20 protein-coding genes and 2 pseudogenes are annotated in these 23,280 nt (G+C 47.6%); 12 read left to right on the forward strand and 10 right to left on the reverse strand.

All coding sequences use genetic code 11. The features are described 5' to 3' along the window. Nucleotides 1-154: 154 nt before the first annotated feature. From H4O27_RS10410 to H4O27_RS13405, 4 genes are all read right to left on the reverse strand, one after another. On the reverse strand, nucleotides 155-982 hold the full coding sequence (locus H4O27_RS10410; protein ID WP_165010658.1) for a p-hydroxycinnamoyl CoA hydratase/lyase: 828 nt from the start codon (nucleotides 980-982) through the stop codon (nucleotides 155-157). A gap of 302 nt (nucleotides 983-1,284) precedes the next feature. Beyond that, the gene (locus tag H4O27_RS10415) at nucleotides 1,285-2,076 is read right to left on the reverse strand and encodes an acyl-CoA thioesterase (RefSeq protein WP_165010660.1); all 792 of its coding nucleotides are present in this window, start codon (nucleotides 2,074-2,076) and stop codon (nucleotides 1,285-1,287) included. 124 nt (nucleotides 2,077-2,200) lie between these two features. Continuing rightward, the gene (locus H4O27_RS10420; RefSeq protein ID WP_165010662.1) at nucleotides 2,201-3,466 is read right to left on the reverse strand and encodes an Nramp family divalent metal transporter; all 1,266 of its coding nucleotides are present in this window, start codon (nucleotides 3,464-3,466) and stop codon (nucleotides 2,201-2,203) included. A 290-nt stretch (nucleotides 3,467-3,756) separates the two neighbouring features. Continuing rightward, nucleotides 3,757-3,888 carry a hypothetical protein gene (locus tag H4O27_RS13405; RefSeq protein ID WP_255464587.1) on the reverse strand — a complete coding sequence of 44 codons (132 nt, stop codon included), beginning with the start codon at nucleotides 3,886-3,888 and terminating at the stop codon, nucleotides 3,757-3,759. Between the two features lie 135 nt (nucleotides 3,889-4,023). Here H4O27_RS13405 and H4O27_RS10425 point away from each other — a divergent pair, with 135 nt between their 5' ends. Beyond that, nucleotides 4,024-5,601, forward strand: coding sequence for an inorganic phosphate transporter (locus tag H4O27_RS10425; protein ID WP_165010664.1), 1,578 nt, complete (start codon nucleotides 4,024-4,026; stop codon nucleotides 5,599-5,601). Between the two features lie 203 nt (nucleotides 5,602-5,804). Here H4O27_RS10425 and purH read toward each other — a convergent pair whose 3' ends face one another. From purH to H4O27_RS10440, 3 genes are all read right to left on the reverse strand, one after another. Then, on the reverse strand, nucleotides 5,805-7,385 hold the full coding sequence (gene purH, locus H4O27_RS10430) for a bifunctional phosphoribosylaminoimidazolecarboxamide formyltransferase/IMP cyclohydrolase (protein WP_165010666.1): 1,581 nt from the start codon (nucleotides 7,383-7,385) through the stop codon (nucleotides 5,805-5,807). Between the two features lie 137 nt (nucleotides 7,386-7,522). After that, nucleotides 7,523-7,999: an IS630 family transposase gene (locus H4O27_RS10435; protein WP_226883547.1), complete on the reverse strand. Its 477-nt coding sequence runs from the start codon at nucleotides 7,997-7,999 to the stop codon at nucleotides 7,523-7,525. Between the two features lie 37 nt (nucleotides 8,000-8,036). Continuing rightward, the gene (locus H4O27_RS10440; protein ID WP_165010422.1) at nucleotides 8,037-8,345 is read right to left on the reverse strand and encodes an IS630 transposase-related protein; all 309 of its coding nucleotides are present in this window, start codon (nucleotides 8,343-8,345) and stop codon (nucleotides 8,037-8,039) included. A gap of 378 nt (nucleotides 8,346-8,723) precedes the next feature. Between H4O27_RS10440 and H4O27_RS10445 the strand changes: the two genes are divergently transcribed. Together H4O27_RS10445 and H4O27_RS10450 are read left to right on the forward strand one after the other, a co-directional pair. Next, the gene (locus tag H4O27_RS10445; protein ID WP_193004261.1) at nucleotides 8,724-9,071 is read left to right on the forward strand and encodes a helix-turn-helix domain-containing protein; all 348 of its coding nucleotides are present in this window, start codon (nucleotides 8,724-8,726) and stop codon (nucleotides 9,069-9,071) included. Then, nucleotides 9,068-9,868, forward strand: coding sequence for an IS3 family transposase (locus H4O27_RS10450; RefSeq protein ID WP_193004245.1), 801 nt, complete (start codon nucleotides 9,068-9,070; stop codon nucleotides 9,866-9,868). Before H4O27_RS10445 ends, H4O27_RS10450 begins: the two co-directional genes overlap by 4 nt. An 80-nt stretch (nucleotides 9,869-9,948) precedes the next feature. Here H4O27_RS10450 and H4O27_RS10455 read toward each other — a convergent pair whose 3' ends face one another. The 3 genes and pseudogenes from H4O27_RS10455 to H4O27_RS10465 all read right to left on the reverse strand — a co-directional run. Next, nucleotides 9,949-12,006 carry a TonB-dependent receptor plug domain-containing protein gene (locus H4O27_RS10455; protein WP_165008808.1) on the reverse strand — a complete coding sequence of 686 codons (2,058 nt, stop codon included), beginning with the start codon at nucleotides 12,004-12,006 and terminating at the stop codon, nucleotides 9,949-9,951. Between the two features lie 253 nt (nucleotides 12,007-12,259). Beyond that, nucleotides 12,260-13,087: a class I SAM-dependent methyltransferase gene (locus tag H4O27_RS10460; protein WP_165008806.1), complete on the reverse strand. Its 828-nt coding sequence runs from the start codon at nucleotides 13,085-13,087 to the stop codon at nucleotides 12,260-12,262. 112 nt (nucleotides 13,088-13,199) lie between these two features. After that, nucleotides 13,200-13,553: pseudogene (locus H4O27_RS10465) on the reverse strand (UDP-N-acetylglucosamine--N-acetylmuramyl-(pentapeptide) pyrophosphoryl-undecaprenol N-acetylglucosamine transferase); the annotation flags it as partial. Here H4O27_RS10465 and H4O27_RS10470 point away from each other — a divergent pair. The 9 genes and pseudogenes from H4O27_RS10470 to H4O27_RS10510 all read left to right on the forward strand — a co-directional run. Next, nucleotides 13,544-13,774 (forward strand): annotated as a pseudogene (locus H4O27_RS10470) (transposase); the annotation flags it as partial. The pseudogenes H4O27_RS10465 and H4O27_RS10470 overlap by 10 nt on opposite strands. Nucleotides 13,775-13,857: 83 nt before the next feature. Continuing rightward, a complete protein-coding gene (gene nrdR, locus H4O27_RS10475) occupies nucleotides 13,858-14,322 on the forward strand; it encodes a transcriptional regulator NrdR (protein ID WP_165008804.1) in 465 nt (154 codons plus the stop codon). Between the two features lie 259 nt (nucleotides 14,323-14,581). Then, complete coding sequence (locus H4O27_RS10480) at nucleotides 14,582-15,181, forward strand: cytochrome C (RefSeq protein ID WP_165008802.1); 600 nt, start codon at nucleotides 14,582-14,584, stop codon at nucleotides 15,179-15,181. A gap of 12 nt (nucleotides 15,182-15,193) precedes the next feature. Further along, complete coding sequence (gene ribD, locus H4O27_RS10485; protein WP_165008800.1) at nucleotides 15,194-16,309, forward strand: bifunctional diaminohydroxyphosphoribosylaminopyrimidine deaminase/5-amino-6-(5-phosphoribosylamino)uracil reductase RibD; 1,116 nt, start codon at nucleotides 15,194-15,196, stop codon at nucleotides 16,307-16,309. A 510-nt stretch (nucleotides 16,310-16,819) separates the two neighbouring features. Beyond that, entirely contained in the window at nucleotides 16,820-18,127 is a 1,308-nt protein-coding gene (locus H4O27_RS10490) for a nucleotide sugar dehydrogenase (protein ID WP_165008798.1), read from the forward strand. 171 nt (nucleotides 18,128-18,298) lie between these two features. Then, a complete protein-coding gene (locus H4O27_RS10495; RefSeq protein ID WP_165008796.1) occupies nucleotides 18,299-19,717 on the forward strand; it encodes an oligosaccharide flippase family protein in 1,419 nt (472 codons plus the stop codon). A 22-nt stretch (nucleotides 19,718-19,739) separates the two neighbouring features. Next, nucleotides 19,740-20,915 (forward strand): glycosyltransferase, encoded by a 1,176-nt coding sequence (locus H4O27_RS10500; RefSeq protein ID WP_165008794.1) that lies wholly within the window; start codon nucleotides 19,740-19,742, stop codon nucleotides 20,913-20,915. A gap of 12 nt (nucleotides 20,916-20,927) precedes the next feature. Next, complete coding sequence (locus tag H4O27_RS10505; RefSeq protein WP_165008793.1) at nucleotides 20,928-22,208, forward strand: O-antigen ligase family protein; 1,281 nt, start codon at nucleotides 20,928-20,930, stop codon at nucleotides 22,206-22,208. Then, nucleotides 22,205-23,275: a glycosyltransferase family 4 protein gene (locus H4O27_RS10510; RefSeq protein WP_165008791.1), complete on the forward strand. Its 1,071-nt coding sequence runs from the start codon at nucleotides 22,205-22,207 to the stop codon at nucleotides 23,273-23,275. The genes H4O27_RS10505 and H4O27_RS10510 overlap by 4 nt, the downstream gene beginning before the upstream one ends. Nucleotides 23,276-23,280 lie beyond the last annotated feature (5 nt).

Genomic DNA, 23,280 nt, shown 5'->3' on the forward strand with positions numbered 1-23,280 from the left:
CAATATCCGGATTGAGCCATATGAATCCTTTTGCGTGTTCAGGAAACCGCCAATGCTCCCGGCATCCGTTCCCTCTCCCCGACGGAAGAGAGCAGTCCGCCGTCACAAAGCAACTTTACTTCATCGCAAAAAGTTTCAGACGGCCTATTCAACCTTATCGTTTATAAGTCTGCAAGCCCGGTTTGATGGATTTTTCATCCAAGAACTGGCGCATACCTTCCGCACGGCCGCCTTCCGGATCACGGAACAGACACTGATCCAACTTGGCGTACAGGTAATCTTCGTTTTGATCCCAAGTCAGCTCGCGGCAGCGTTTGAAACCGTTTTTCGCATAACGCAGCACCACCGGATTTTTCTCCAGCAGCGTTCGGCACAATTTCTCCACTTCGGCGCGCAATTCGGCCAGCGGCACACTCTTGTTAACCAAGCCCATTTCAGCGGCCTGTTTGCCGTTGAAAGTTTCGCCGGTCATGATGTAATAGAGCGATTGGCGGTGGCCGACGGTATCCGCCATGGCTTTGCTGACCAGATTGCCCGGCGGAATGCCCCAGTTGATTTCCGACAAACCGAACACGGCTTCATCGGCGGCAATCGCCAAATCGCAAGCCACCAGCGGCGAGAATGCACCGCCGAAACACCAGCCGTTTACCATCGCAATGGTCGGTTTATTGTAAAAACGCAGCATCTGCCATTGCCATTTGCACGCTTCGCGGCGGGCTTTTTCTTGGGCGATTTCCGGCAGGCCGTCAGTTTCGCGGAAATACTCTTTCAAATCCATGCCCGCCGTCCACGCACTGCCCTCGCCGGTAATCACCACCACGCCGACATCGGCATCCTGCTCCAACACTTCCAACACATCACCCATTTCGCGGTTGAGCGTCGGGCTCATGGCATTGCGTTTGTCGGGGCGGTTGAACGATACCCAAGCGATTTGGTTTTCTACAGCCACTTTCACAGTCTGCCAGCGGTTTTCGTATGACATGGTTTCCCTCCTTTACATTATTCGGGTGTTTGCTTGAACATGGCTCGAGTATAATATCAATTAAATTGACATTTCAAGCCCTACAGGTAGGATTGATGCAAATCTCGCATAGTATTCTATTAACTATATGATTTTAAATAATTTAATTTTTATGGTCTATTTAAAACAGTTAAAAAATGCTTTATTTTTAATCAATTTATTGTCATGTAAATTGATATAAAAAGGCCGTATGAAAAACATTTCAGACGGCCTTTTCCTCAATCGCATGACACATGAAATTATCTTTTACCCTGCAAACGGCCTTAGGCAAACACCGTTACCGTTTGGCGGCTGATGAGTGTCAACACACCTTTTTTGTCCCACATCCGCGCTTCGGTGTGGCCGTAACCTTCCGCCGCGTAATCGGTGTGCACTTTGTATTGCCAAAAATCATCCAGCGTGATGTCTTGCGGCTCTTGCAGCAATTCCAGCGTCCAGGTCAGGCTGCTCATCGGTGCAATGCCCTCAATCAACACCGAAGGCGCCGGCGGGAAGCCGTCGGCCAACGCCACCAAATGCGCCAAAGTAAAATCGCCTTGTTGGTTTTGAAAACGCGTATAGGCACCAAACGAAGCATGTTCCGCCCCGCTAAACGCCTGCGCCCCTTCCGCCCAGCGCAAATCCAAATAATGCAGAAACGCCAATTCCAAGCCACCTAAATCGCGCCGTGCCGGCAAATCCTGCGGCGGCGGCCATGTCGGTGCAGGAGTTGGCGCCGTCTGAACTGCTTTTGATTCACGCGCTTCGCCAAAACTGGCCAGCAACACCGCCAACACGTCACCACCCTGCGTCAAATGCACTTCGCCCTGCAACACGGATTTGCCCACCCGCAACACGTGCGCCTCCAAATGCACGGCTTCGGCAGCATTGACGGGGCCGATAAAATTCACCGTCAGCGAACGCAGACGGCGCGGTTTGTCCAAAATATGCTGCAACTTCACCAGCATCAAAGCCGCAGTCACCCCGCCAAACAGAGAACGGCCTTGAAACCAATCCGTGCCGACGATAATATCGTTTTGCGTTTTTAACCATTCAAATGCTTGATTCAAATCCATATTTTTCTCCTTTTGCGTTCTTATTGTTTTTGGATTATATAAAGCAGATTGATATAAATGCAATCAAAAAACACACAAAGGCCGTCTGAAACATTTCAGACGGCCTTTCTGACTCTCAATCAACTTAACCTAAAAATCCACCCAAATTGAGCAGGAACAACACGGCAAAACCTACCAAATAAATCAAACCGACAACCGCCAAAGCTTCCATACCTTTGGACAATTTGTGTTTTTTGTCGGCTTTCACCAAGCGGTAGTTCAACCATGCGAACACCGGTGCGGCCAAGAAAGCTGAAATCATGGCAAATTTCAGCAATTCCGCCATTGCACTGTTGAACCACAAAATCAGCGCCAAGCCGGTACCGGCGACCCACAGATACCAGCCGAACAATTCGCCTTTGCACACACTGTCTTTATGGCGAATCAGGCGCACGGATTCGGATACCGCGCGGGCATAACCATCGATGACGGTGATGGTGGTGCCGTACATACAGGCAAACGCGATAAATGCCACCAGCGGACGTGCCCATTCGCCGATGGTCACCGCATACATATTAATCAGCTGCCCGATGTATTTGCCGCCGGCCATTTGCACGGCTTCGCCGTTGCCGTACTGCACATACGCACCCAACACCAGAAACACCACTGCCAACACCGCGCTGGTATAGAAACCGACGTTAAAGTCGAAAATGCCATCACGGTAGCTGGAAGGTTGGATTTTTTGTTTTTCCGTGATCCATAAAGAGTTAATTGCGGAAATCTCAATCGGTGCCGGCATCCAGCCCATCAAGGCGATGATGAAGCCCAAACCTGCGAGCGTCCACGGAGTCGGCTCGATAAAGTCAGGCTGCATCTGCATGCCGCGCGACATGGCAATACCTGCCGCAATCACGGTAGCCACCGCCAAGCTGGCGACAATCGCTTTGGATACGTGGTCGAGTGCGCGGTATTGGCCGCTCAACAAAATCAGCAGGCAGGAAAGCATAACCAAGGCGGCAATCACGCCAGTTTCCAAGCCGAGGTTCGGCAAGGCCATTTTGATAATCGCCGCCGTCACCACCGCCACCGCGCCGGTGCTGATGGTTGCGGAAACGAAACACAACAGCGCAAATACCCACAAATAAAAGCGGCTTTTTTCCGCATAACCCTGCACCAAGCTCTTGCCTGTATCCATGGTGTAGTGGGCGCTGAAACGGAAAAACGGATATTTCAGCAGGTTGGTCAAGACGATGATTGAGGCCAACTGCCAACCATACAGCGCACCGGCCTGCGTCGACGCAATCAAATGCGAGCCGCCGATGGCCGCAGAAGCCATCAAAATACCCGGCCCCAGCGCGCCCATGCGGCTTTGCCAAGTTGATGTTGGAGTGTGTATTTGATTTTGTGCCATTTTGTTACCTGTCTTTTTCAGACGGCCTGTTTAAAATTACGAAAATTCGGATTTTATCGTAAATTTAAACTTCTATTTTTTGATTTATTGGCACTTAATGCCAAATAAGAATCAGAAACTTTTAAGCAAATTGCAAAGTTTCACGAATATTCGCAAACTATGCCAAAAAGCTGTCGCAAAACAGCCTAGTATCGCTTTTATTGTTTATCCGAAGCATCATCATCGGCAAGGCCGTCTGAAAGGCGTTTCATCTCATAAAGCGCCTTTCAGACGGCCTTTAAAGCCATTTATCACCAGCGGAACGACTGCGTTACCCCGCCCGCCGTGCCGCTATTTGACGCGCCGAAAAAGCCACCGGTGTGGGTATGACTGCACGCGCTTAAATTTAAGGCCAATATAGCCGACAACATTACTAATTTCATAAGCTTTTGTTCCAATAAAAAGATTAAAGAACATCACATTTAAAGCCAACAAATTTTAACATTGTCACAGAACTGTCACAAAACATGGCTAAAGTAGCGGCATTGCAAACGGCTTCCATTTTATAAGGACACATCATGAGCGCACCTGCTTTAGGTTCGAATATTAAAAAAATCAATGCTATATTTGCTGCATTACTCATCTGCTCGGTCGGCTGCTTTATCGTATGGGGCATAGGCTACACCAACGGCAACCATACCATGCTGTTCCTGCTGGCGACTTTGTTTGGAGTGTTCATGGCCTTCAACATCGGTGGTAACGACGTGGCCAACTCGTTCGGCACATCAGTCGGCGCCGGTACGCTGACCATCACGCAAGCCTTATTGGTGGCGGCGGTTTTTGAAGTCAGCGGCGCGGTGATTGCCGGCGGCGAAGTGACTTCAACCATCCGCAAGGGCATCATCGACTTAAAAGCAATGGATCTTGAGCCTATGCAGTTTGTGTACATCATGATGTCCGCCCTGCTCGCTTCGGCTTTGTGGCTGCTGTTTGCCACCAAAAAAGGCTGGCCGGTATCGACCACTCACTCAATTATCGGAGGTATTGTCGGCAGCGGTTTGTGTTTGGGTTTCTTGGGCAGCGGCTCGGATGCCTTCTCACTGCTGCAATGGGATCGCTTGGCACAAATCGCCATTTCTTGGGTATTGTCGCCGTTGTTGGGCGGCTTGGTGTCTTATATGTTGTTTTCGCAAATCAAAAAATATGTGCTGGATTACAACACCGCTGCCGATGAGCGTTTGAAAGAAATCAAGCAAGAGAAAAAACGCTACAAAGAGCAACACCGCGAATCTTTCGAGCAATTGAGCGAACACGACAAAATCAAAGCCGCGTCCGCTATGGCGCGCGACGTGCAGATTTATGAAGACCCCGATTTAGACCCGAAAGAGCTGGAATCGGCTTACTATAAAGGTTTGCATGAAATCGATAGCCGTAAAAACAGCATCGATACCTACAAAGCGCTGCAATCTTGGGTACCGCTGATTGCATCTGCCGGCGCAATGACGATTGCTTCCATGTTGATTTTCAAAGGCTTGAAAAACCTGCACTCAGGCATCGGCACGGTGGGCAACTTCCTGATGATCGGCATGATTGGTGCGGCGGTGTGGATGGCGACCTTTATTTACGCCAAAACCTTGAAACGCAAAGATTTGGGGAAATCCACGTTCTTGATGTTCTCATGGATGCAGGTGTTCACCGCTGCCGGTTTCGCCTTCAGCCACGGTGCCAACGACATCGCCAATGCCATCGGCCCGTTTGCCGCGGTTATGGACATATTGCGCACCGGCGAAATCGGTTCCGAATCGCCTGTCCCTGCCGTCGCCATGCTCACATTCGGTATCGCCCTGATTGTCGGCCTGTGGTTTATCGGCAAAGAAGTGATTCAAACCGTCGGCACCGACTTGGCCGAAATGCACCCTGCTTCCGGCTTTACCGCCGAATTGGCCGCCGCTTCGGTGGTGATGGGCGCGTCGTTATTGGGCTTGCCGGTATCGAGCACGCATATTCTGGTCGGCTCAGTGTTGGGCATCGGCTTGGTAAACCGCGATGCCAACTGGGCACTGATGAAACCAATCGGCTTGGCTTGGGCCATCACCCTGCCTGCTGCCGCTATTCTCTCGGTAGTCTGCTTCTTGATTTTGCGTAACGTGTTCTAAAGCAGAATAAACAATCAATGCCGTCTGAAAGGATTTTCAGACGGCATTTTTTTAACTCGTAGAATGGGTATCAACCCATCATTCCCAGATACTGCTTTTTTATCACTATCCATACTTTAAAATGACGGTTCACACCCTGCATAAAACAAGGCCGTCTGAAACCCAATCGGGTTTCAGACGGCCTTGTTTGGCTTCACATCACATTAATGACGGAAATGACGTACGCCGGTAATCACCATTGCGATGCCGTGTTCGTCGGCAGCGGCGAACACTTCTTCATCGCGCATAGAGCCGCCCGGCTGGATAATCGCTTTGATGCCTTGTTCGGCAATCACGTCGATGCCGTCGCGGAACGGGAAGAAGGCATCCGATGCCGCGCATGCGCCGTTTAATTCCAGATTTGCGTCTTGGGCTTTACGGGCGGCTATGCGGGTTGAATCCACGCGGCTCATTTGGCCGGCACCGATACCGTAGGTCTGGCCGCCTTTACCGAACACGATGGCATTCGATTTCACAAATTTGGCCACGTTCCAGACAAACAACAAATCGTTGAGTTCCTGCCCGGTCGGCCGGCGTTTGGTCACCACTTTCAAATCGGCTGCGGTGAGTTTGCGGATATCGGGCGTTTGCACCAATAAGCCGCCGCCAACGCGTTTAAGCTCGAATTGGTTCGCGCCTTCCTCCAACGGCACTTCCAGCACGCGCACGTTTTTCTTGGCAGCAACGATTTCCAAAGCCTCATCGGTAAACGCAGGCGCCATCAATACTTCCATAAATTGGTTGTCGGTGATTTGTTTCGCCGTGGCGCCGTCCACTTCGCGGTTGAAGGCAATGATGCCGCCAAACGCGCTGGTGGTGTCGGTGGCATAGGCCAAGCGATAGGCATCCAAGGTGTCGGCGGCCACGGCCACGCCGCACGGATTGGCGTGTTTCACAATCACGCAGGCCGGTTGGTCGAAGGATTTCACGGCTTCCCATGCGGCATCGGAATCGGCGATGTTGTTATACGATAATTCTTTACCCTGCAATTGGCGGTAGGCGCTCAAACTGCCGGCAGCCGGATACAGGTCGCGGTAGAACGCGGCTTTTTGGTGCGGGTTTTCGCCGTAGCGCATGTCCTGCACTTTAATCCAGCTTTGGTTGAACCGGTCCGGGAAGTCGCCCGCTTCCGGCTCGCCGCTCAATTTGTCGTCTGCCAAGCCGGTCAGATAGTTGGAAATCATACCGTCGTATTGCGCAGTATGGCTGAAGGCTTTGCGCGACAGGTTGAAACGGGTTTTGTCGCTCAATGCGCCGCCGTTGCTTTCCAATTCGACGGCAATATCGGCAAAATCGGCCGTATCGGTGACGATGGCAACGTGTTTCCAGTTTTTCGCCGCAGAACGCACCATGGTCGGGCCGCCGATGTCGATGTTTTCAACCGCATCCTCCAACGTACAATCCGGCTTGGCGATGGTGGCGGCAAACGGATACAGGTTCACGCACACCAAATCGATGTTGCCGATGCCGTGTTCTTCCATTTTGGCGACATGCTCAGGCAAATCGCGGCGACCCAAAATACCGCCGTGAATTTTCGGATGCAGTGTTTTCACACGGCCGTCGAGCATTTCGGGAAAGCCGGTGTAATCGGCCACTTCAATAACGGGAACACCGGCATCTGCCAATAATTTCGCAGTACCGCCGGTGGACAAGATTTCCACGCCCAGTCGGGTTAAGGTTTGGGCAAATTCAACCACGCCGGTTTTGTCGGACAGGCTGATAAGGGCACGTTTTACGGTTGCCATTCGGATTCCTTTTTGAGTTGGGTTAATTGAAGAGGCCGTCTGAAATGCGCTGCAACGGCGCAAATCGGGAAAGCCGTATTATCGCCTATTTTACGTTTTTTTGCAGTATCGGCAGCGCTATAGTCAATCCCACAAATTTAAATAACACTCCTAAACAACTCATCCACAGACACCACCCCAAGTTTTCTCCGTCTCGCCTTTAACCAAGCCCATTTCTTTTCGATGGGATTCAGGTCGGGGCTGTAAGGCGGCATCCATAGGACGGTATGCCCCTTTTCCTTCAGCAAGGCTTCTGCCTTACCCTTATGAAACGCCGCATTGTCCATCACCACCACACTCTCGGGCGGCAGTTGCGGGATCAGTAACTGTTCTATCCAAGTGTCGAATATCCTGCTGTTGATGGAACAGTCAAACAAACCAACCGCAAACAGTTGATTATCATACAGCGCACCGATGGCATTAGTCTGATTACGTCCCTGCCAGTCATGGGTATCAATACACCGTCTGCCTTTTGGGGCATAACCGTAAGGACGGTGGACGGAAGCTCTGAATCCGCTTTCGTCCAGCCAAACAATCGGACGCTCTTTCAGTTGGAAACGGTGTCTGAGTCTGATAAAGCGTTTTCTGAGCTGAACATCTGCTTTGGGGTGTTTATTGGTCTTTTTTTCGGCTGATTCCGTATCTTTTCAATGCCTGGTGGATGCCGTTGGTCGAACAGTTGAGCCGTTGTGCCCGTTCGTAGCAATAGGCATCGGGGTATTGTTCGACGTCTCTAAGCAGTGCTTCTTTGGTAATTTTGAGGGGTTTTCTGTCTTTGGGATAGCCTTTGGGAATGGGATTCTTTTTCCATTTGAACACGGTATCGCTGCCGATGCCGAGCTCTTTGGCTACTTGACGGATGGAGAGGCCTTGGGCGAGTTTGGCTAAGGCGAGCTGGCGGAAGTCTGTTGAATAGGTCATGGGGGAGATTGTAATTTATATTAGGGGGATTGACTATATTTTTTGTGGGAATTGTAAACAATCCGCTGAAGATGACAAACAAAAGGCCGTCTGAAAACCATGTTTTCAAACGGCAGGAGACCTTTGAAAAACCCGGATTTGAGCGCAGCTTGAAGTGAAGGCGGCACAGAAAGCGCAGACATAGCCCTGCAATCAGCAGACGCATCTGCACCATCAAGGCAGGCTCCGGTATCACATAAGCATATTTGGCAGCAACAAACGGACTACCCTATTCCTTCAGGCCATCTTTTGATAAACAGGCCGTCTGAAAATGACATGAGTGTGAACTGCACCCCAAAAGTTGGACACCCCTCCAACTTTAAAAGGTGCAGTTTTCTTATGTCCAAATATAACCTACACTTCAAATACCGAGCCGTACTCCATTATCACCAAGTGCACAGCCAACAGCGCACCGCAGAGCACTTCAACCTCTCGCGCACCCACCTGCGCCGTTGGATAGCCGCCTATCGGCAAGGCGGTATCGCCGCACTTCAACACCCGCAGGCTACGTTTATGAAGACCAAACGCAAAAACCCGTTTATCGCCGACAAACCCGACCACGAAAAAAACCAGGCGGAACTGATTGAAGAGTTACGTTACATGAGGGCGGAGAACGACTACCTAAAGCACATGAAAGCCCTCAACGAAAAGAACGCCGCCAAAGCTGCGAAACCGTTCAAACGTTGAGAGCGAAGCACCCGCTGAAATATCTGCTGCACAGTGCCGGCATTCCCAAAAGCAGCTTTCATTACCATATCGGCAAAGCCGATCCCGATGCGGCGGCCAAAACCGCAGTAAGTGAAGTCTATCGCCGACACAAAGGCCGCTACGGTCATCGGCGGATTGCCGCCGTATTGTCGTGGAACAAAAAGAAAGTGCAGCGCATTATGGGTTTGTTGGGACTGAAAGCCAAAGTCCGCAGCAAAAAAGCCTACCGTCCGCAGGTAATAGGAGAGGCTTCGGATAATATTCTTAATCGTGAATTTACTGCCGGCAAACCGGCAGACAAATGGCTGACCGATGTGACGGAGTTCAAATGCACAGACGGGAAGCTGTACTTATCGCCGATATCGGATGTGTTTAATCGGGAGATTGTGGCCTATTCTTTAAGCCGCAGAGCAAACAGTAAACTGGTGGCGCAAATGTTGGATAAAGCATTTGGCCGTCTGAAAGGCCAAACGCCGCTGCTGCATTCCGACCGGGGTGTGCTTTACCGCACCGGGGCTTATCGGGCGAAACTGGCTGAGAAAGGAATGGTGCAAAGCATGTCGCGTAAAGGAAATTGCTGGGACAATGCGCCGATGGAGCGTTTCTTCGGTACATTAAAAGAAGAGAGCTTCTATCAGGAAGGTGCGTTGTCGGTGGCAGAGCTGACAGAGGTAATAGATGATTACATACGTTACTACAATCATGAGCGGATTAGTTTAAACTTAAAAAAGCTGAGTCCTGTCGGCTACAGAACCCAGCTTGAAAAGGCTGTTTGAGAAAGATTCTTAACTTGTCCAAGTATTGGGGGGCAGTTCAAACGTTTCAGACGGCCTCTTTTTCTCTAATCAGGCAATGATTAGAAGCGGTAGTTTACACCCAAAGTAAATTCACGGCCACGTTCGTAGAACGGTGTGCGTGCCACGCCGTTGGCGAAGCGTTGGCTGTGGCTGCGGTATTTTTTATCCAAGATATTGTTTACCGCAAAATTCACGTTGAAATTGTCTTTGCCGTTCGGCTGCCAGTTGGCATACACATCATGCACGCCATAGCCTGCTTTGTAGGTCGGTACATCAGCCTGCTTGGTTTTGCGTGCTACGTCATAGAACTTAACCTTCTGAACGTAGCGGCCGCGCCAGCCGATTTCCAATTTCGGATGATCAAATTGATAAGACAAACCGGTCAGCCATTGGCGGCCCATATTGCGGAAGGTAAACGAGCTTTCATGAATATTAGATTCAATCGGTTTTTCACCGTAATATACATCGCCGCTGATACGTGGTTTCACATAAGACACGCCCAAACGTGCAGTCAGGCCGCCGTAGCGGTATTTGGTATCAAACTCATAACCCCAAGTTTTCAGCTTGCCGCCGTTGTAGATACGTCCCTGTTTATTTTCGCCAAATCCCCATTTATAAACAACCAAATCTTTGATGTTTTGATGGAACACGCTGCCGCTGACACTTAGATTATCGTCATTCCAACGCAGGCCCAATTCGGCACGGCGGGCGGTTTCGGCTTTCAGTTTCGGATCGACTTTACTGTAGAAACCGGCAACATTATTAGACAGCAAGGCTTCGTTCAATCGTGGTGAACGGCTGGCTTGGTTTAAGGTTGCCAACAGGCTCAGATTTTGATTGATATCCCAAATCAAGCCCAAGCTCGGATTGACTTGACCGTCTTTGGCGGTTTCACCGCTGGCTGCGTGGAAATTGAAATGGTCGTAACGCAGGCCGGTGGTCAGCGTTACCGGATCAAAGCGCCAAATGCCCTCTACGTAAACACCGGTATCGGTTTTTTTCTCAGGAAAAGCTTGGCTGAAAAAACCCGGTGGCAATTCTTTAGCATTGCTTTTATCAGACGGCTGGGTCGTTTCCCGACGGAAATTGACACCATATTTCACGCTGTGGCTGCCAATGTCGCTGGTAAAATCAAGATTGGCACCTCGGGCAGTTGCCGTTGTCAGCTCCAGCGGATATTTTTTACGGTCTTCAGTTGAATATTTTTCGCCACCTTTAGGCGGTTTGTAATCGTGGGTTTTGATTTGGAATACATTGGCATCCAATTTGCTGACAAAGCCCAAATTGCGGCCGTGATATTCCAAGTTGGCAGTGTTTTCACGTTGTCCGGTGTTTTCATACGAGCCGTAATCATCAGTCAGAAATTCCGCTTTGTTGCTGCGGTCGCCCTCTTGACGTTCTTGACGCAAACTCAGCCGCACGCCGTGGTCTTGGTTGAAATCATAGCCGATTTTCGCCAGATAGCTGCGCTGTTCCAATTCACTGCCGTTATTCAGACGGCCTTTACCGTCTTTATAGGTTTCATTGTTTAGGAAATTGGCGGCAACCAAAGCATCAAAACCATTCGCATAAGTATAGGCAGCCACACCGCCGTTGTTACCTTTGTTGCTGCTCAAGCCCGCGGACACCCGCACGCCGTAAGGTTTACCGTCCACCAGCAAATCTTTCGCATCAACTGTGGTCGCTTTAATCGTACCGCCGACAGCGCCGATACCGGCTGAAGCCGAACCGGTACCTTTTTCTACGTTAATGCTTTTGAGCAGAGCCGGATCGAGCATAAAGCGGCTTTGGTGGTGGAAGATTTTGGTGCTTTGGCTGGTGCCGTCCACGTCCAAATTAATCCCGTCTTCACCCACCGCACGAATGCTGTAAAACTGCGAAACGCCGGTACCGCCGCCAACGCCCATACCGATTTGGTCTTTCATTACCTCTTTCAAATCAGTGGCATGTTCACGATCGATTTGGCTGCGGGTAACACGGGTCGGCACTGCGGTCGATGAAGCCTTGACCACCACTTCGTCAAGATTGACCGTTTGTTCTTCCGCATGGGCAAAACCCGCAGACAACGCCAGCGTCAGCATACTCAGGCGGAAGCCTAATGAATTAGAGAATGTCATGTTTTCGTTTCCCTCTTAAATTTAGTTGGTTTATGTAGAAAGTTTGTTTATTCCGTGCAATAAAATGTAAACAAACTGTAAGAAGATTGCATTATAAACAGATATAAGAATTGCTATCAATATTATTTGATAAGTAAAATCATTTTTAAAATTATTTGTTTCGTTTTTGCAATAGTGAGTGAACGAGAAAATATTTTGGCTTGGGCAAACAGTAAGCCGTCTGAAAAACAGTTTTTCAGACGACCCCTGCATCTCAATACGATGGAAACCGTATCCTCATCAAGAGCATATCCAGCTTGCGCCTTCCCCACGCGGTGGCATACAAAAAGCGCAAATACCACGGATAACGGGATTTGCAGATGCTGCTTAAATCTGCTTTTTCGATGATTTCTGCATCCGGCATTAGCCGGCGGATGCCGTCTGTTCCGTCCGCTGCCCAGCGAAACGCGGGCGGCTTGTCCATTTTACCGAGTGCGTCGTGGTGTTTGGACTGTCCGATATAGGCTTTGGGAATGGTGTCGATGGCAAACTGGACATTCGGCAGGCAGCGGGCGGTCCGTTTGAAGAAATCCTGCACCTGTGTTTCCTCAAAATACATCAACACGCCTTCGATAACGAGCAGCACGGGTTTGCCGTGCGCGGCGACAGTGTGCATCCATGCTTCATCAAACATGGACGCACCCAAATAATGGTTGCCCGACTCCGGCAGCAGCATACGCCGTACTTCAATCACTTCGGGCAAATCCAAATCATACCAAGCGGTAATGCGCGGTCTGTCCAAGCGTTCGTAACGTGCATCCAACCCTGCGCCGACTTGCACGACGACGGCATCGGGATATTCGGCGATAAAATGCCGAACCATATCGTCCAGCAGTTTTGCCCGCCCGCAACAACCGACCTGCGTTGCTTTGGCTTTGGCGAACTTGTTGAAATCGTAATCGATTCTGTCCAACATCCGCACGGCTTCGCTGTCAAGCAAAAGCGGCCGCGCCCTGCTTTGCTCCGCAGCCTTTGCCCACAGGGGTATCAGCATGGTGCTGGAAAGTGCGGAAACGGTTTCGGGAGAGATTTTTACAGACATGGCAACCTCATATGAAAAAGATTCTTATTCGAATCATACTCCTGCACGATAAGCCTGCCAAGTTGCACAAAGGTCGTCTGAAACTGGTTTCAGACGGCCTTTGTGTCTTTTGTTATGCCGTACATGCGATTGCGGCTTCCGCCACATCGTCCGCACTGCGGGGCAAAGCCAATGTACGGGCGTTTTCCGCCCACTCCAGACATTTTCTGCGGTTTAATCCGCCCAATATTTCGGCAAATTTTTCCGCTGTCAGCTGGGTTTGCGGCAACAGCAGCCCCGCCTCTGCCTGCACCATAAACCGCGCGTTGGCGGTTTGATGGTCATCGACGGCGTGAGGATACGGCACCAGCAGCGCACCCAGCTCCGCCGCCGTCAATTCGGAAATCGTCAGCGCACCGGCGCGGCAAATCACTAAATCGGCTTCGCGGTAGGCGGATACCATGTCGGTGATAAATTCCACACACTTCTTGGAAAAAGGAAACGAACGAAAACACCAACGGACTGATGCGCCAATACTTCCCGAAACAAACGGATTTCAGGAAAATCAGCAGGAAGGAAATCCGGCAGGTTCAAGATGAACTGAACCACCGCCCAAGAAAAACACTTGGCTATGAAACGCCAAGTGTTTTATTCTTGAATATCTTCCAACCTATGTTAACAGATGTTGCTCTTGAAAATCGAAAGTAAGGGCCTCTGTTATGCTTTTCCGCTATACGGATATGCGGCTATCAGTTACAATATCTATTTACAGACAAACGATTTAGCTGCATATGAAATGTCCGTTTTGCCAACACGCCAACACACAGGTTACCGACTCGCGCCTGCTGGAAGAAACCAACAGCATCCGCCGACGCCGACGCTGCGTGTCTTGCGGACAACGATTCAGCACCTTTGAAACAGTTGAAATGCGTATGCCGCAAGTGTTGAAAACCAATGGCAGCCGCGTCAACTTCAACCCGCACAAACTCCACACCAGCCTTTCACGTGCCCTGCACAAACGCCCTGTTTCTCCGGAAAAAATCGACGAAACCGTTGCCCTGATTGAGCAACGCCTGTATCAGCTGGGTAAAAAAGAAGTGCCGTCGCAACTGGTCGGCGAAATGGCGATGGAAGAATTGGCCAAAATCGACCAAGTGGCTTATGTGCGCTTCGCTTCGGTTTATAAAAGTTTTAACGATGTTTCGGAATTCACCCAAGCGATTGCCACGTTGCCGCAATCCCATCAAACTGAATAAAGGGTGTAGGAAATCGTCGGGTTGTTTATACTTTTTATGCAAAACAGCTTTTGTTTTTTGCCCGAATGATTGTTTCAGGATTTTCGGGCATTATCAATAACCATTCGGCTTTGCCGTGCCTTTCGGCATTCTTGGCAACACTCGAAAATCCCCAAACGGGTCTTCAGGCAAAAAAGAAAAAGTGTAAACAACGCTGGGATTTTCTACAAATAAGGCCGTCTGAAACCATTTAGCCGTGTTTAGACAATGAGCAATCAACATGAACATAAAATTTTTACTGTCTGTTCCCGTATTATTATTGCTGAGTGCGTGCAATAAAGTCAGCGAAACATCTACCCCGGCAGCTGCTTCTGAACCAATCGCTTTGGCGGCTTCAGCAGCTTCCGGCGCATCTGCACCGATGGCAGAAGAAAACACCGTGCAAGAACTGAACAGTAAAGACGGCAAAATCCGAATCATGATTGAAAATGCTCAATTTACTGATGTGATTGAAGATCAGAATTTACGCCCCCAAGGCATTTCGGCTGACGAACTAACCTTGCTGCAACGTGACGACACATCCGATATCACGCTCTATACCGCCAATTTGGGCAAAGCCAAAACCGATCCCAAAGCCTATTTCACCCATTTAAAAGAGACCCTTCAATCCGCAAAAGGCATGGATAATATGCGTGTGGGCATTGCCACAGACAACCGCATGAATTACCGCTTCAGCCAAACCACTGAAGACGGCGGCACGCTCTCTGAAAACTGCATTGCCATTCACGAAACCAATATTTATACCGTATGCGCCAGTTCGACTGCGGCTTCTACCGAACAACTGGCAGCTGTTTTAAAAGATGTCAATTTAATCAAATAAAGGCCGTCTGAAATGTTTAGCGACACCGATATCCAGATGATGCAAAACGCCCTTGCCCTTGCCCGGCTGGGGCGTTTTTCCACTTCCCCCAATCCCCGCGTCGGCTGCGTCATTGCACACGGTAGGCAAATTGTCGGTCAAGGCTACCACGTCAAAGCGGGCGAACCGCATGCCGAAGTACATGCATTACGTCAGGCCGGGGCAATGGCACGCGGAGCAACCGCCTATGTCACGCTCGAACCCTGCAGCCACTACGGCCGCACGCCCCCTTGCGCCAAAGCCTTGATTGAAAGCGGTGTGACACGCGTGGTCGCCGCAATAACCGACCCGAATCCCTTGGTGGCCGGAAAAGGTTTGGCCATGTTGGCCGAGGCTGGCATTCAAACCGAGAGCGGTTTACTGGAACACGAAGCGCGTGAATTAAACCGCGGCTTTTTATCCCGAATAGAACGCAACCGCCCTTATGTACGGCTCAAATGTGCCGCCAGCCTTGACGGCAAAACCGCGCTTTCAGACGGCCAAAGCCAATGGATTACCGGCGAAGCAGCGAGAAACGACGTGCAGCAAATGCGTGCCGAAAGCTGCGCCATACTCACCGGAATCGGCACGGTGCTGACAGACAATCCGCGCTTGAATGTGCGTGCTTTCCCTACTCTGCGCCAGCCCGTCCGCGTGGTATTAGACAGCCAATTACGTACGCCTTTGGACAGCCATGTGGTTTCAGACAGCCGAAGCCCTACTCTGATTGTCACTCTGGTTAATGACGAAACGCGTTGGCAGCCTTATTTAGCTCGTCCGCATATCAATATTATCGGGCCGTCTGAAAGCATTGGCCAACGCATCGATTTGAACCGGCTTTTGACAATCCTGGCAGAAAAAGGCATTGGCGAATTGATGATTGAAGCAGGTACCACACTCAATACCGCTTTTTTACAGGCAGATTTGGTAGATGAAATGGTGTTGTACCAATCCCCTAAAATCTTAGGCAACCCGAGCAAAATGCTGTTTGATTTTAGTGAGCGACCTGATATTTTGCAGCAAGAGCCGCAATGGCAAAGCCAAGCGGTTGAAATATTGGATGCTGATATTAAGTGGACATTAACCCGTCCGATAATGATTCTAAGCTGAGCACCGATGGTAAGAAGCACATCTCAACCAGATGTGCCTTCTTATTTGATTTTATTTATCGTTAACCAAAACAAAATTGTAACAATTTATATTTGACACATGCCTATTAATGACTAATGAATGTTAAATAAAGTAAATATACTACTATTTAACCAACCTAAATATGTAATATTCTTTTGCACCTATTCATCCATCCTATCTAAAATCTCAAATAAAATATTATTTTTCATAATCTTATAATATTTTTTAATATTTTAGCCCGCTTTGTTTTGATTCTTTGTAATAAAACTACCGTATAACCGTATTTTCTTACGGCAAAACTTTTTTGTTTGAGACGACTCTTACAAACGTTTATGATTGTCTTCATTACTCACCTAAAGACAAAAAAGCTGTCTTTCATCCGGCTTTACAGTCAGCCGTGATGATGCCGCAATCATACAGACATGAGATTGAACAGTCTGTTCAAATGCCATGCAAGACGAGTTTCCTATCAATCACATAAGAAAAGTCATGAAAAATATTACCATTCAAAAATTTGCCGATAAAACCGCCAAAATCGGTATTGTCGGTTTGGGTTATGTTGGTCTGCCGCTGATGCTGCGTTATGTCGATATCGGTTACCAAGTATTGGGTTTCGATATTGATGAAACCAAAGTCAACAAATTGAACAAAGGCGAAAGCTACATCGAGCACATTCCTTCCGAAAAAATCGCCGCCGCCAGCCAATCTTTGTTTGAAGCGACTACTGATTTCTCACGTATTGGTGAAGTGGAAGCCGTTATCTTGTGTGTACCGACACCACTGAACAAATACCGCGAACCGGACATGAGCTACGTGATCGACACCACCAACGCGGTAAAACCTTACTTGCGCGAAGGCCAAGTGTTGTCTTTGGAATCAACCACCTACCCCGGCACCACCGAAGAAGAGCTGCTGCCACGCGTAGAAGAAGGCGGCTTGAAAGTCGGCGAAAACGTATTCTTGGTTTACTCTCCGGAACGCGAAGACCCGGGTAACCCTAACTTCGAAACCCGTACCATTCCTAAAGTCATCGGCGGCCATACCCCTGCCTGCTTGGAAGTGGGCAAAGCCCTGTACGAACCGGCTATTGATAAAGTCGTGCCGGTGAGCTCAACCAAAGCCGCCGAATTAACCAAGCTTTTAGAAAACATCCACCGTGCCGTCAACATCGGTTTAGTAAACGAAATGAAGATTGTTGCCGATAAAATGGACATCGACATTCACGAAGTGATTGCCGCTGCGGCGACCAAACCTTTCGGCTTCGTTGCCTACTATCCAGGCCCGGGCTTAGGTGGTCACTGCATCCCGATTGACCCGTTCTACCTGACTTGGAAAGCACGCGAATACGGTGTGAACACCCGCTTTATCGAACTGGCCGGCGAAGTCAACTCATACATGCCTGACTATGTCATCGAAAAAGTAAGCTTGGCCTTGAACGAGCACAACCGCTCAATCAAAGACAGCAAAATCCTGATTTTGGGTATTGCCTACAAGAAAAACGTGGACGACATGCGTGAAAGCCCGTCAGTAGAAGTCATGGACCGCCTGGCCAAACTGGGTGCCAACGTTGCTTACTCTGACCCACACGTACCTGAGTTCCCGCATATTCCAGGCCATCATTATTTCGACTTGAAGAGCGAACCCTTAACCCCTGAGAATATTGCTCAATTTGATTGCGTGGTTTTAACCACCGATCACGATAAATTTGATTACGCCATGATTACCGAACATGCGAAATTAATCGTGGATACCCGCGGTAAATTCCCTGTGAATAATCCTAAAGTGATTAAAGCATAATCGTAACATTGCCGGCCGGCTACCCAAGCCAGCCGGCTTTCTTGGTGCATTGGGCCTTTAGTTAGATGCGCCAAGAAAGCCCTTCTAAAAAATATCCATACATGGTCGATTGGCCCCAACATTACCCAAACGCTCACTTATAGCCACCGTAAGGCCGTCTGAAACAAATATATGAATGCACGTAAAATTTTAGGTTATGCACTCGGCCCCATCGGCAGCGCGGCTTTTGGCCTGATTTCCCTACCGCTGATTTCTTGGTATTTTCCGGCGGAAGATATTGGCCGCATTGTGTTATTGCAAACCATTGCCGGCTTAACTGTTTTAATTTTAGGGCTCGGTTTGGATCAAGCATATATCCGTGAATATTACGCAGCAGAAAACAAAGCAGCATTATTCAAGTCATTCAGCCTATCTCCGCTGATATTGGTTATTGCAGCCAGTATGTTCATTGCTCTTTGGAACATAGCTTGGCCGTCTGAAATGATTTTCTCGCTCAGCGATAAAGCGTTGGGTGCCCTATTTTTATTATTTTTAACCACTACCCTGTTTACCCGCTTCCTTGCATTGATTTTACGTATGCAGGAAAAGGCACTGGCTTTTTCTTTCAGCCAATTAACCCCGAAATTTTTAATTTTAGTGCTGGTATTAAGCTATATTTTATTTGGCCTGCCCACTGATACAGTCAGCTTGGTTTTTGCCTATACAGCTGCCCAAGTATTGACAGTCGCCCTATTGGTGTACCAGACACGACATGAACTGTTTGCAGCGATAAAAGCCGATTGGTCGGCTGAAATGTACCACACCGGTTTGCGTTACGGCTTACCCTTGGCTTTCGGTAATCTGGCTTACTGGGGATTTACCTCTGTTGACCGTTTCGTCTTAAAAGAAATGGCCGGCTTAGAACAACTCGGCATTTATTCGATGGCGATCAGCTTTAGCGCTGTTGCCTTAATTTTCCAAAGCATTTTCTCAACCATTTGGGCACCTTTGGTATTTAAATGGGTAAAAGAAAATACCAATCTGGATAAAATAGGCGGCATTACCCTCTCTATGACGACGTTAATTACTGCCATTATTTGTCTAACGGGTATTTTTTCACCGGTTGTGGCTTGGTTTCTGCCCGAAAAGTATGCGCCAGTTCAATTTATTCTATTATCGAGCATGCTTTTCCCTTTGTTTTATACACTAACCGAAGTCAGTGGAATCGGCTTAAACGTTGTTAAAAGAACCTGGCTAATCACAGCAGTTAATATTATTGCTTTTATGATTAATTTCAGCTTGTTGTACCTTTTAATTCCAAATACAGGGGCAAAAGGCGCCGCAATGGCAAGTGCCGTTTCGTTTTGGGCCTTTTTCATTATGAAATCAGAGCTATCGTCCCGTTTATGGCAAGCCCTTCCCCGAGAAAAAATTTACACCCAAGCCACACTTTGCCTTTTGATATGCCTGATTTATACCTACTTTGGCACTAAGCAAAATTATTCGGTTTTTGCTGTTTTGTGGATGACGGGATTGCTCTTGCTAGGTTGGAAAAATAAATCACAACTGCAAAACAGTATGCAAATCATTAAAGGCCGTCTGAAAAAATAAGACGCACATTAGAAAATACAACATGCACATATTGATTATTCCTTCTTGGTATCCGGAAACACCCGATGACGTTAACGGCATCTTCTTCCGCTTACAAGCAGAAGCGCTAGCGCGCGCAGGCAACAAAGTCGGTGTCATCGCACCGATTTTCCGCTCTCTGCGGACACAGGTTAAGAAGGCTCTGCAACCTAAAAATTATGGGATTTCAAGCTATATTGAATCAAATGTACATACCCATATTTTCAAAAGCATGTTCTTTTTTCCGCGAGTTCCTTATATTGACCGCAACAGAGAAATCAGATCGGCATTGAAACTATTTAAACGCTATGTTGCGCAAAACGGTATGCCCGATGTCATTCATGCCCACTGTATGAATTCAGGAGGCGTGATTGCTTATACCATTCATAAAATGACCGGCATTCCATATGTCATTACGGAACACAGTACAACTTATGCCAGAAAACTCATTAGAAACTGGCAACGCCCTCTTATGCAAGCCGCTGCAGAGAATGCCGCTGCCCGATTAGCCGTAAGCCGTGATTTTGCCGAGTTATTAAAAACAGAATACAACAGCTTAGAGTGGGAATATGTACCGAATATCTTATCTCCGCAATTTGAAGCCCCGATTGATTTAAAAAACAAACCTCAAAATCCGGACTTTACCTTTTGCTCGGTTGCCCATCTTCAGCATAAAAAAGGCTATGATATTTTATTGCCGGCATTTGCAGAGGCATTCAAAAAATATCCCCACCTCAAACTGAAAATTGGCGGCGGCGGATATGAAGAATTCAAATTACACAAATTATCTGAAGAATTAGGTATTCAAAACAACGTAATATTTTTAGGCCGTCTGAAAAACAATGAAGTTTTAGATTTGATGTATCAAAGCAATGCTTTTGTTTTGGCCAGCCGTCATGAAACTTTCGGTGTTGTCTTCATTGAAGCACTTTCACAAGGCTTGCCTGTTATTGCAACCCGTTGTGGCGGCCCTGAATCCATCGTCAATGATTCCAATGGTTTGCTTGTCGATGTCGAAAACCGACAACAACTGACCGCGGCATTAATTCAACTATACGAAAATCAAGCACGCTACCCTGCTGCAAAATTGCGTGAAAACTGTTTAAATGAATTTGGAGCAGAAAAAGTTGTCCGACAGCTTATGACAACTTATCAACGGATAGTTAAACATTCGGCTTAATCGGGAAAATTTGTGAAGATAAAACGTCTTAATATTTATAGTGTTACGCTTTATTTAATGTTGTTGGGTTATATGCTCGGCCCGACACTCTCATTTAAATTGGGAGTGGCGCGTATTGATAACCCTTTAACCATATTATTTATTGCATTCGGCTTTTTGGTTTTATTTTTAGAAAGTAAAAAAGTCCCTCGTAGTATTTACATGATGTTGCTGTCGCTGGCTGCATTAAGCATCTGGCCCGGCATTCATTTACTGATTTCAGATCTTACGCCGACGCAATTCATGGATATTATGTTTTTCATGGTACTACCGTTTTTTTTCCATATTTTTTATCAAGTTTTAATCAGAGACGAAGAGCCATTAGGCACAATACAAAAATTCTTAACTGTTTTTGCGCTCTATGTTGCCGCGCCACCTTTTATCGAACTGGCAACCGGTATTCAATTCGTTAGCGCCAGTGAAGAGCTGACACTTGAAGCAGGCTCTTTGAAAGGTTTGTTTTTCAATCCGAATAACCTCGCTACTTGTGCCGTATGTATGGCGCCTGCGATTTTATTCTTCTTTCAACTAGAAGGAAAATCCGTAAAAGAACGTTTATACGGATGGATATTGTTTTTCACTCTCGGATTGGCTGTTTTTGCAAGCGTTTCTCGAACTGCCATTGGTTGTTATTTATTAATTTTATTTATTTATATTGTTTATCAAAAAAACGGATTGATTACGATCGGGATAACAGCATTGATGCTATTAACTTTATTCCTAATTCCTTCAAATGTGATTCAAGAGTTTTTATTATCATTAAACGGCAACCAGTTTTTAGAACGTTTCTCATCAAGGGTTTATTTATTCTTATACGATTTAGGTAGCGACAATTCCGTATCTTATCGACAAGAAATCTACAATTATTTTTGGCAAAACCCGCCTTTGCTGTTAACCGGGTACGGGCCTAAAAACTTTAAAGAGTATTTCGGCGGTCATTTGAGTGACAGCTTAGGATTTGAAAATCCGCATAGCTTTATTATTGAATTGTATTTGGGTTTCGGCATCATCTCTTTATTAGGTTTTATTGCTTATATTTTAATTTATTTAAGAAGCACGGTAACACGAAAAATTCGTTCCAAATCCAAAGTGATTGCATGGGTATGCCTTGGTATTTTCCTGCTGGCCGGATTTATTCCGTCCACCATATTGCGAATGCCGTTTATTTGGCTTCCGTGTTTTTTGATTTTTATTTATATCACTTGTCTTGCAGGCAAAATACAAAATACCAACTATTTATCGAGAACATCATGAAAATTATTTTGACAAGCTCTATGTCCGGCTTAGGCGGCACTGAAAATGCAACCTTCCGATTGGGCCGTTTATTAAATGCACGAGGCCATCAAGTAATTTTGGCTTCTTCGGACGGCCCTTTAATTAAAGAAGCGCAAGAATTAGGCATCAAATGGCAATCTATCGACTTCTATCAAGGCGGTAAAAAAGGCTATATCAAAGCCATGTTTGCCTATATGAAAATGTTAAAACGAGAGCAGCCTGACGTCATTCACTGCCAAATGGCGCGCATTGTGCCTGCTTGTGCCATTGCAGCCAAAATTGCTTCTCCTAAAACCAAAGTGTTTTACCATGCCCGAGGTTTAGATCCGCAAACCTACCCTAAAATCGCCAAACTTTTTGACAAGTTAGGCGTATACATCATCGGCAACTGTAAACACGAACAAGAAAAATTGATTCGCCACGGCTTCCCGGCCAACCGAATCACTTACACCTACAATGCTTTGCACAAAGTAGACTATGTTCCTGAAAAAACAGAAAAAGACTACATTATGTTGGGCACGCTTTCGCGCTTGGATACCGTTCGTGCCGTGCACTTAATGTTGGACATTTTCAAAAAAATGATTGACCGGGGTTTACCTGTCCGTCTCAATGTTGCGGGTATCGGCGAAGAAATGGAAAACCTGAAAACCCAAGCCAAACGTTTGAATATCGATGATAAGGTCACTTTTCTAGGTGGGGTGCGTGATTTGACCGGCTACTTCAAAGAAGTCGATATTCTGGTCAATACGCCGCATTGCGTGGGCGACCATGGTGCAGGTGTCGGTAACAATATTTTGGAATCAGGCTTATATGATACGCCGGTTGTTACCTACGACATGGCCGGTATTTCTGAAATGGTCATCAACGGCAAAACCGGTTACTGCATTCCTTTTGGCGAGGAAGAACCGTTTATCGAAGCGGTTGCGGAGTTGGTACAAAGCCGCGAATTACGAGATGAAATGGGCAAAGCATTGCATGAACATGTTGCCCATCTGTGTTCCGATGATGAGATTTACCGCACCACCATGGCTGCGTACGACATGTAAGGCCG

This window comes from Neisseria yangbaofengii, from assembly GCF_014898075.1.
Classification (GTDB): domain Bacteria; phylum Pseudomonadota; class Gammaproteobacteria; order Burkholderiales; family Neisseriaceae; genus Neisseria; species Neisseria yangbaofengii.

Coding starts and splice junctions, on each gene's coding strand:
- ribD (WP_165008800.1), top strand. CDS start 15,194: ATGTTTAGCGACACCGATATCCAGATGATGCAAAACGCCCTTGCCCTT.
- H4O27_RS10460 (WP_165008806.1), bottom strand. CDS start 13,087: ATGTCTGTAAAAATCTCTCCCGAAACCGTTTCCGCACTTTCCAGCACC.
- H4O27_RS10410 (WP_165010658.1), bottom strand. CDS start 982: ATGTCATACGAAAACCGCTGGCAGACTGTGAAAGTGGCTGTAGAAAAC.
- H4O27_RS10495 (WP_165008796.1), top strand. CDS start 18,299: ATGAATGCACGTAAAATTTTAGGTTATGCACTCGGCCCCATCGGCAGC.
- H4O27_RS10510 (WP_165008791.1), top strand. CDS start 22,205: ATGAAAATTATTTTGACAAGCTCTATGTCCGGCTTAGGCGGCACTGAA.
- H4O27_RS10500 (WP_165008794.1), top strand. CDS start 19,740: ATGCACATATTGATTATTCCTTCTTGGTATCCGGAAACACCCGATGAC.
- nrdR (WP_165008804.1), top strand. CDS start 13,858: ATGAAATGTCCGTTTTGCCAACACGCCAACACACAGGTTACCGACTCG.
- purH (WP_165010666.1), bottom strand. CDS start 7,385: ATGGCAACCGTAAAACGTGCCCTTATCAGCCTGTCCGACAAAACCGGC.
- H4O27_RS13405 (WP_255464587.1), bottom strand. CDS start 3,888: ATGAAATTAGTAATGTTGTCGGCTATATTGGCCTTAAATTTAAGCGCG.
- H4O27_RS10455 (WP_165008808.1), bottom strand. CDS start 12,006: ATGACATTCTCTAATTCATTAGGCTTCCGCCTGAGTATGCTGACGCTG.
- H4O27_RS10490 (WP_165008798.1), top strand. CDS start 16,820: ATGAAAAATATTACCATTCAAAAATTTGCCGATAAAACCGCCAAAATC.
- H4O27_RS10425 (WP_165010664.1), top strand. CDS start 4,024: ATGAGCGCACCTGCTTTAGGTTCGAATATTAAAAAAATCAATGCTATA.
- H4O27_RS10445 (WP_193004261.1), top strand. CDS start 8,724: ATGTCCAAATATAACCTACACTTCAAATACCGAGCCGTACTCCATTAT.
- H4O27_RS10440 (WP_165010422.1), bottom strand. CDS start 8,345: ATGACCTATTCAACAGACTTCCGCCAGCTCGCCTTAGCCAAACTCGCC.
- H4O27_RS10480 (WP_165008802.1), top strand. CDS start 14,582: ATGAACATAAAATTTTTACTGTCTGTTCCCGTATTATTATTGCTGAGT.
- H4O27_RS10420 (WP_165010662.1), bottom strand. CDS start 3,466: ATGGCACAAAATCAAATACACACTCCAACATCAACTTGGCAAAGCCGC.
- H4O27_RS10415 (WP_165010660.1), bottom strand. CDS start 2,076: ATGGATTTGAATCAAGCATTTGAATGGTTAAAAACGCAAAACGATATT.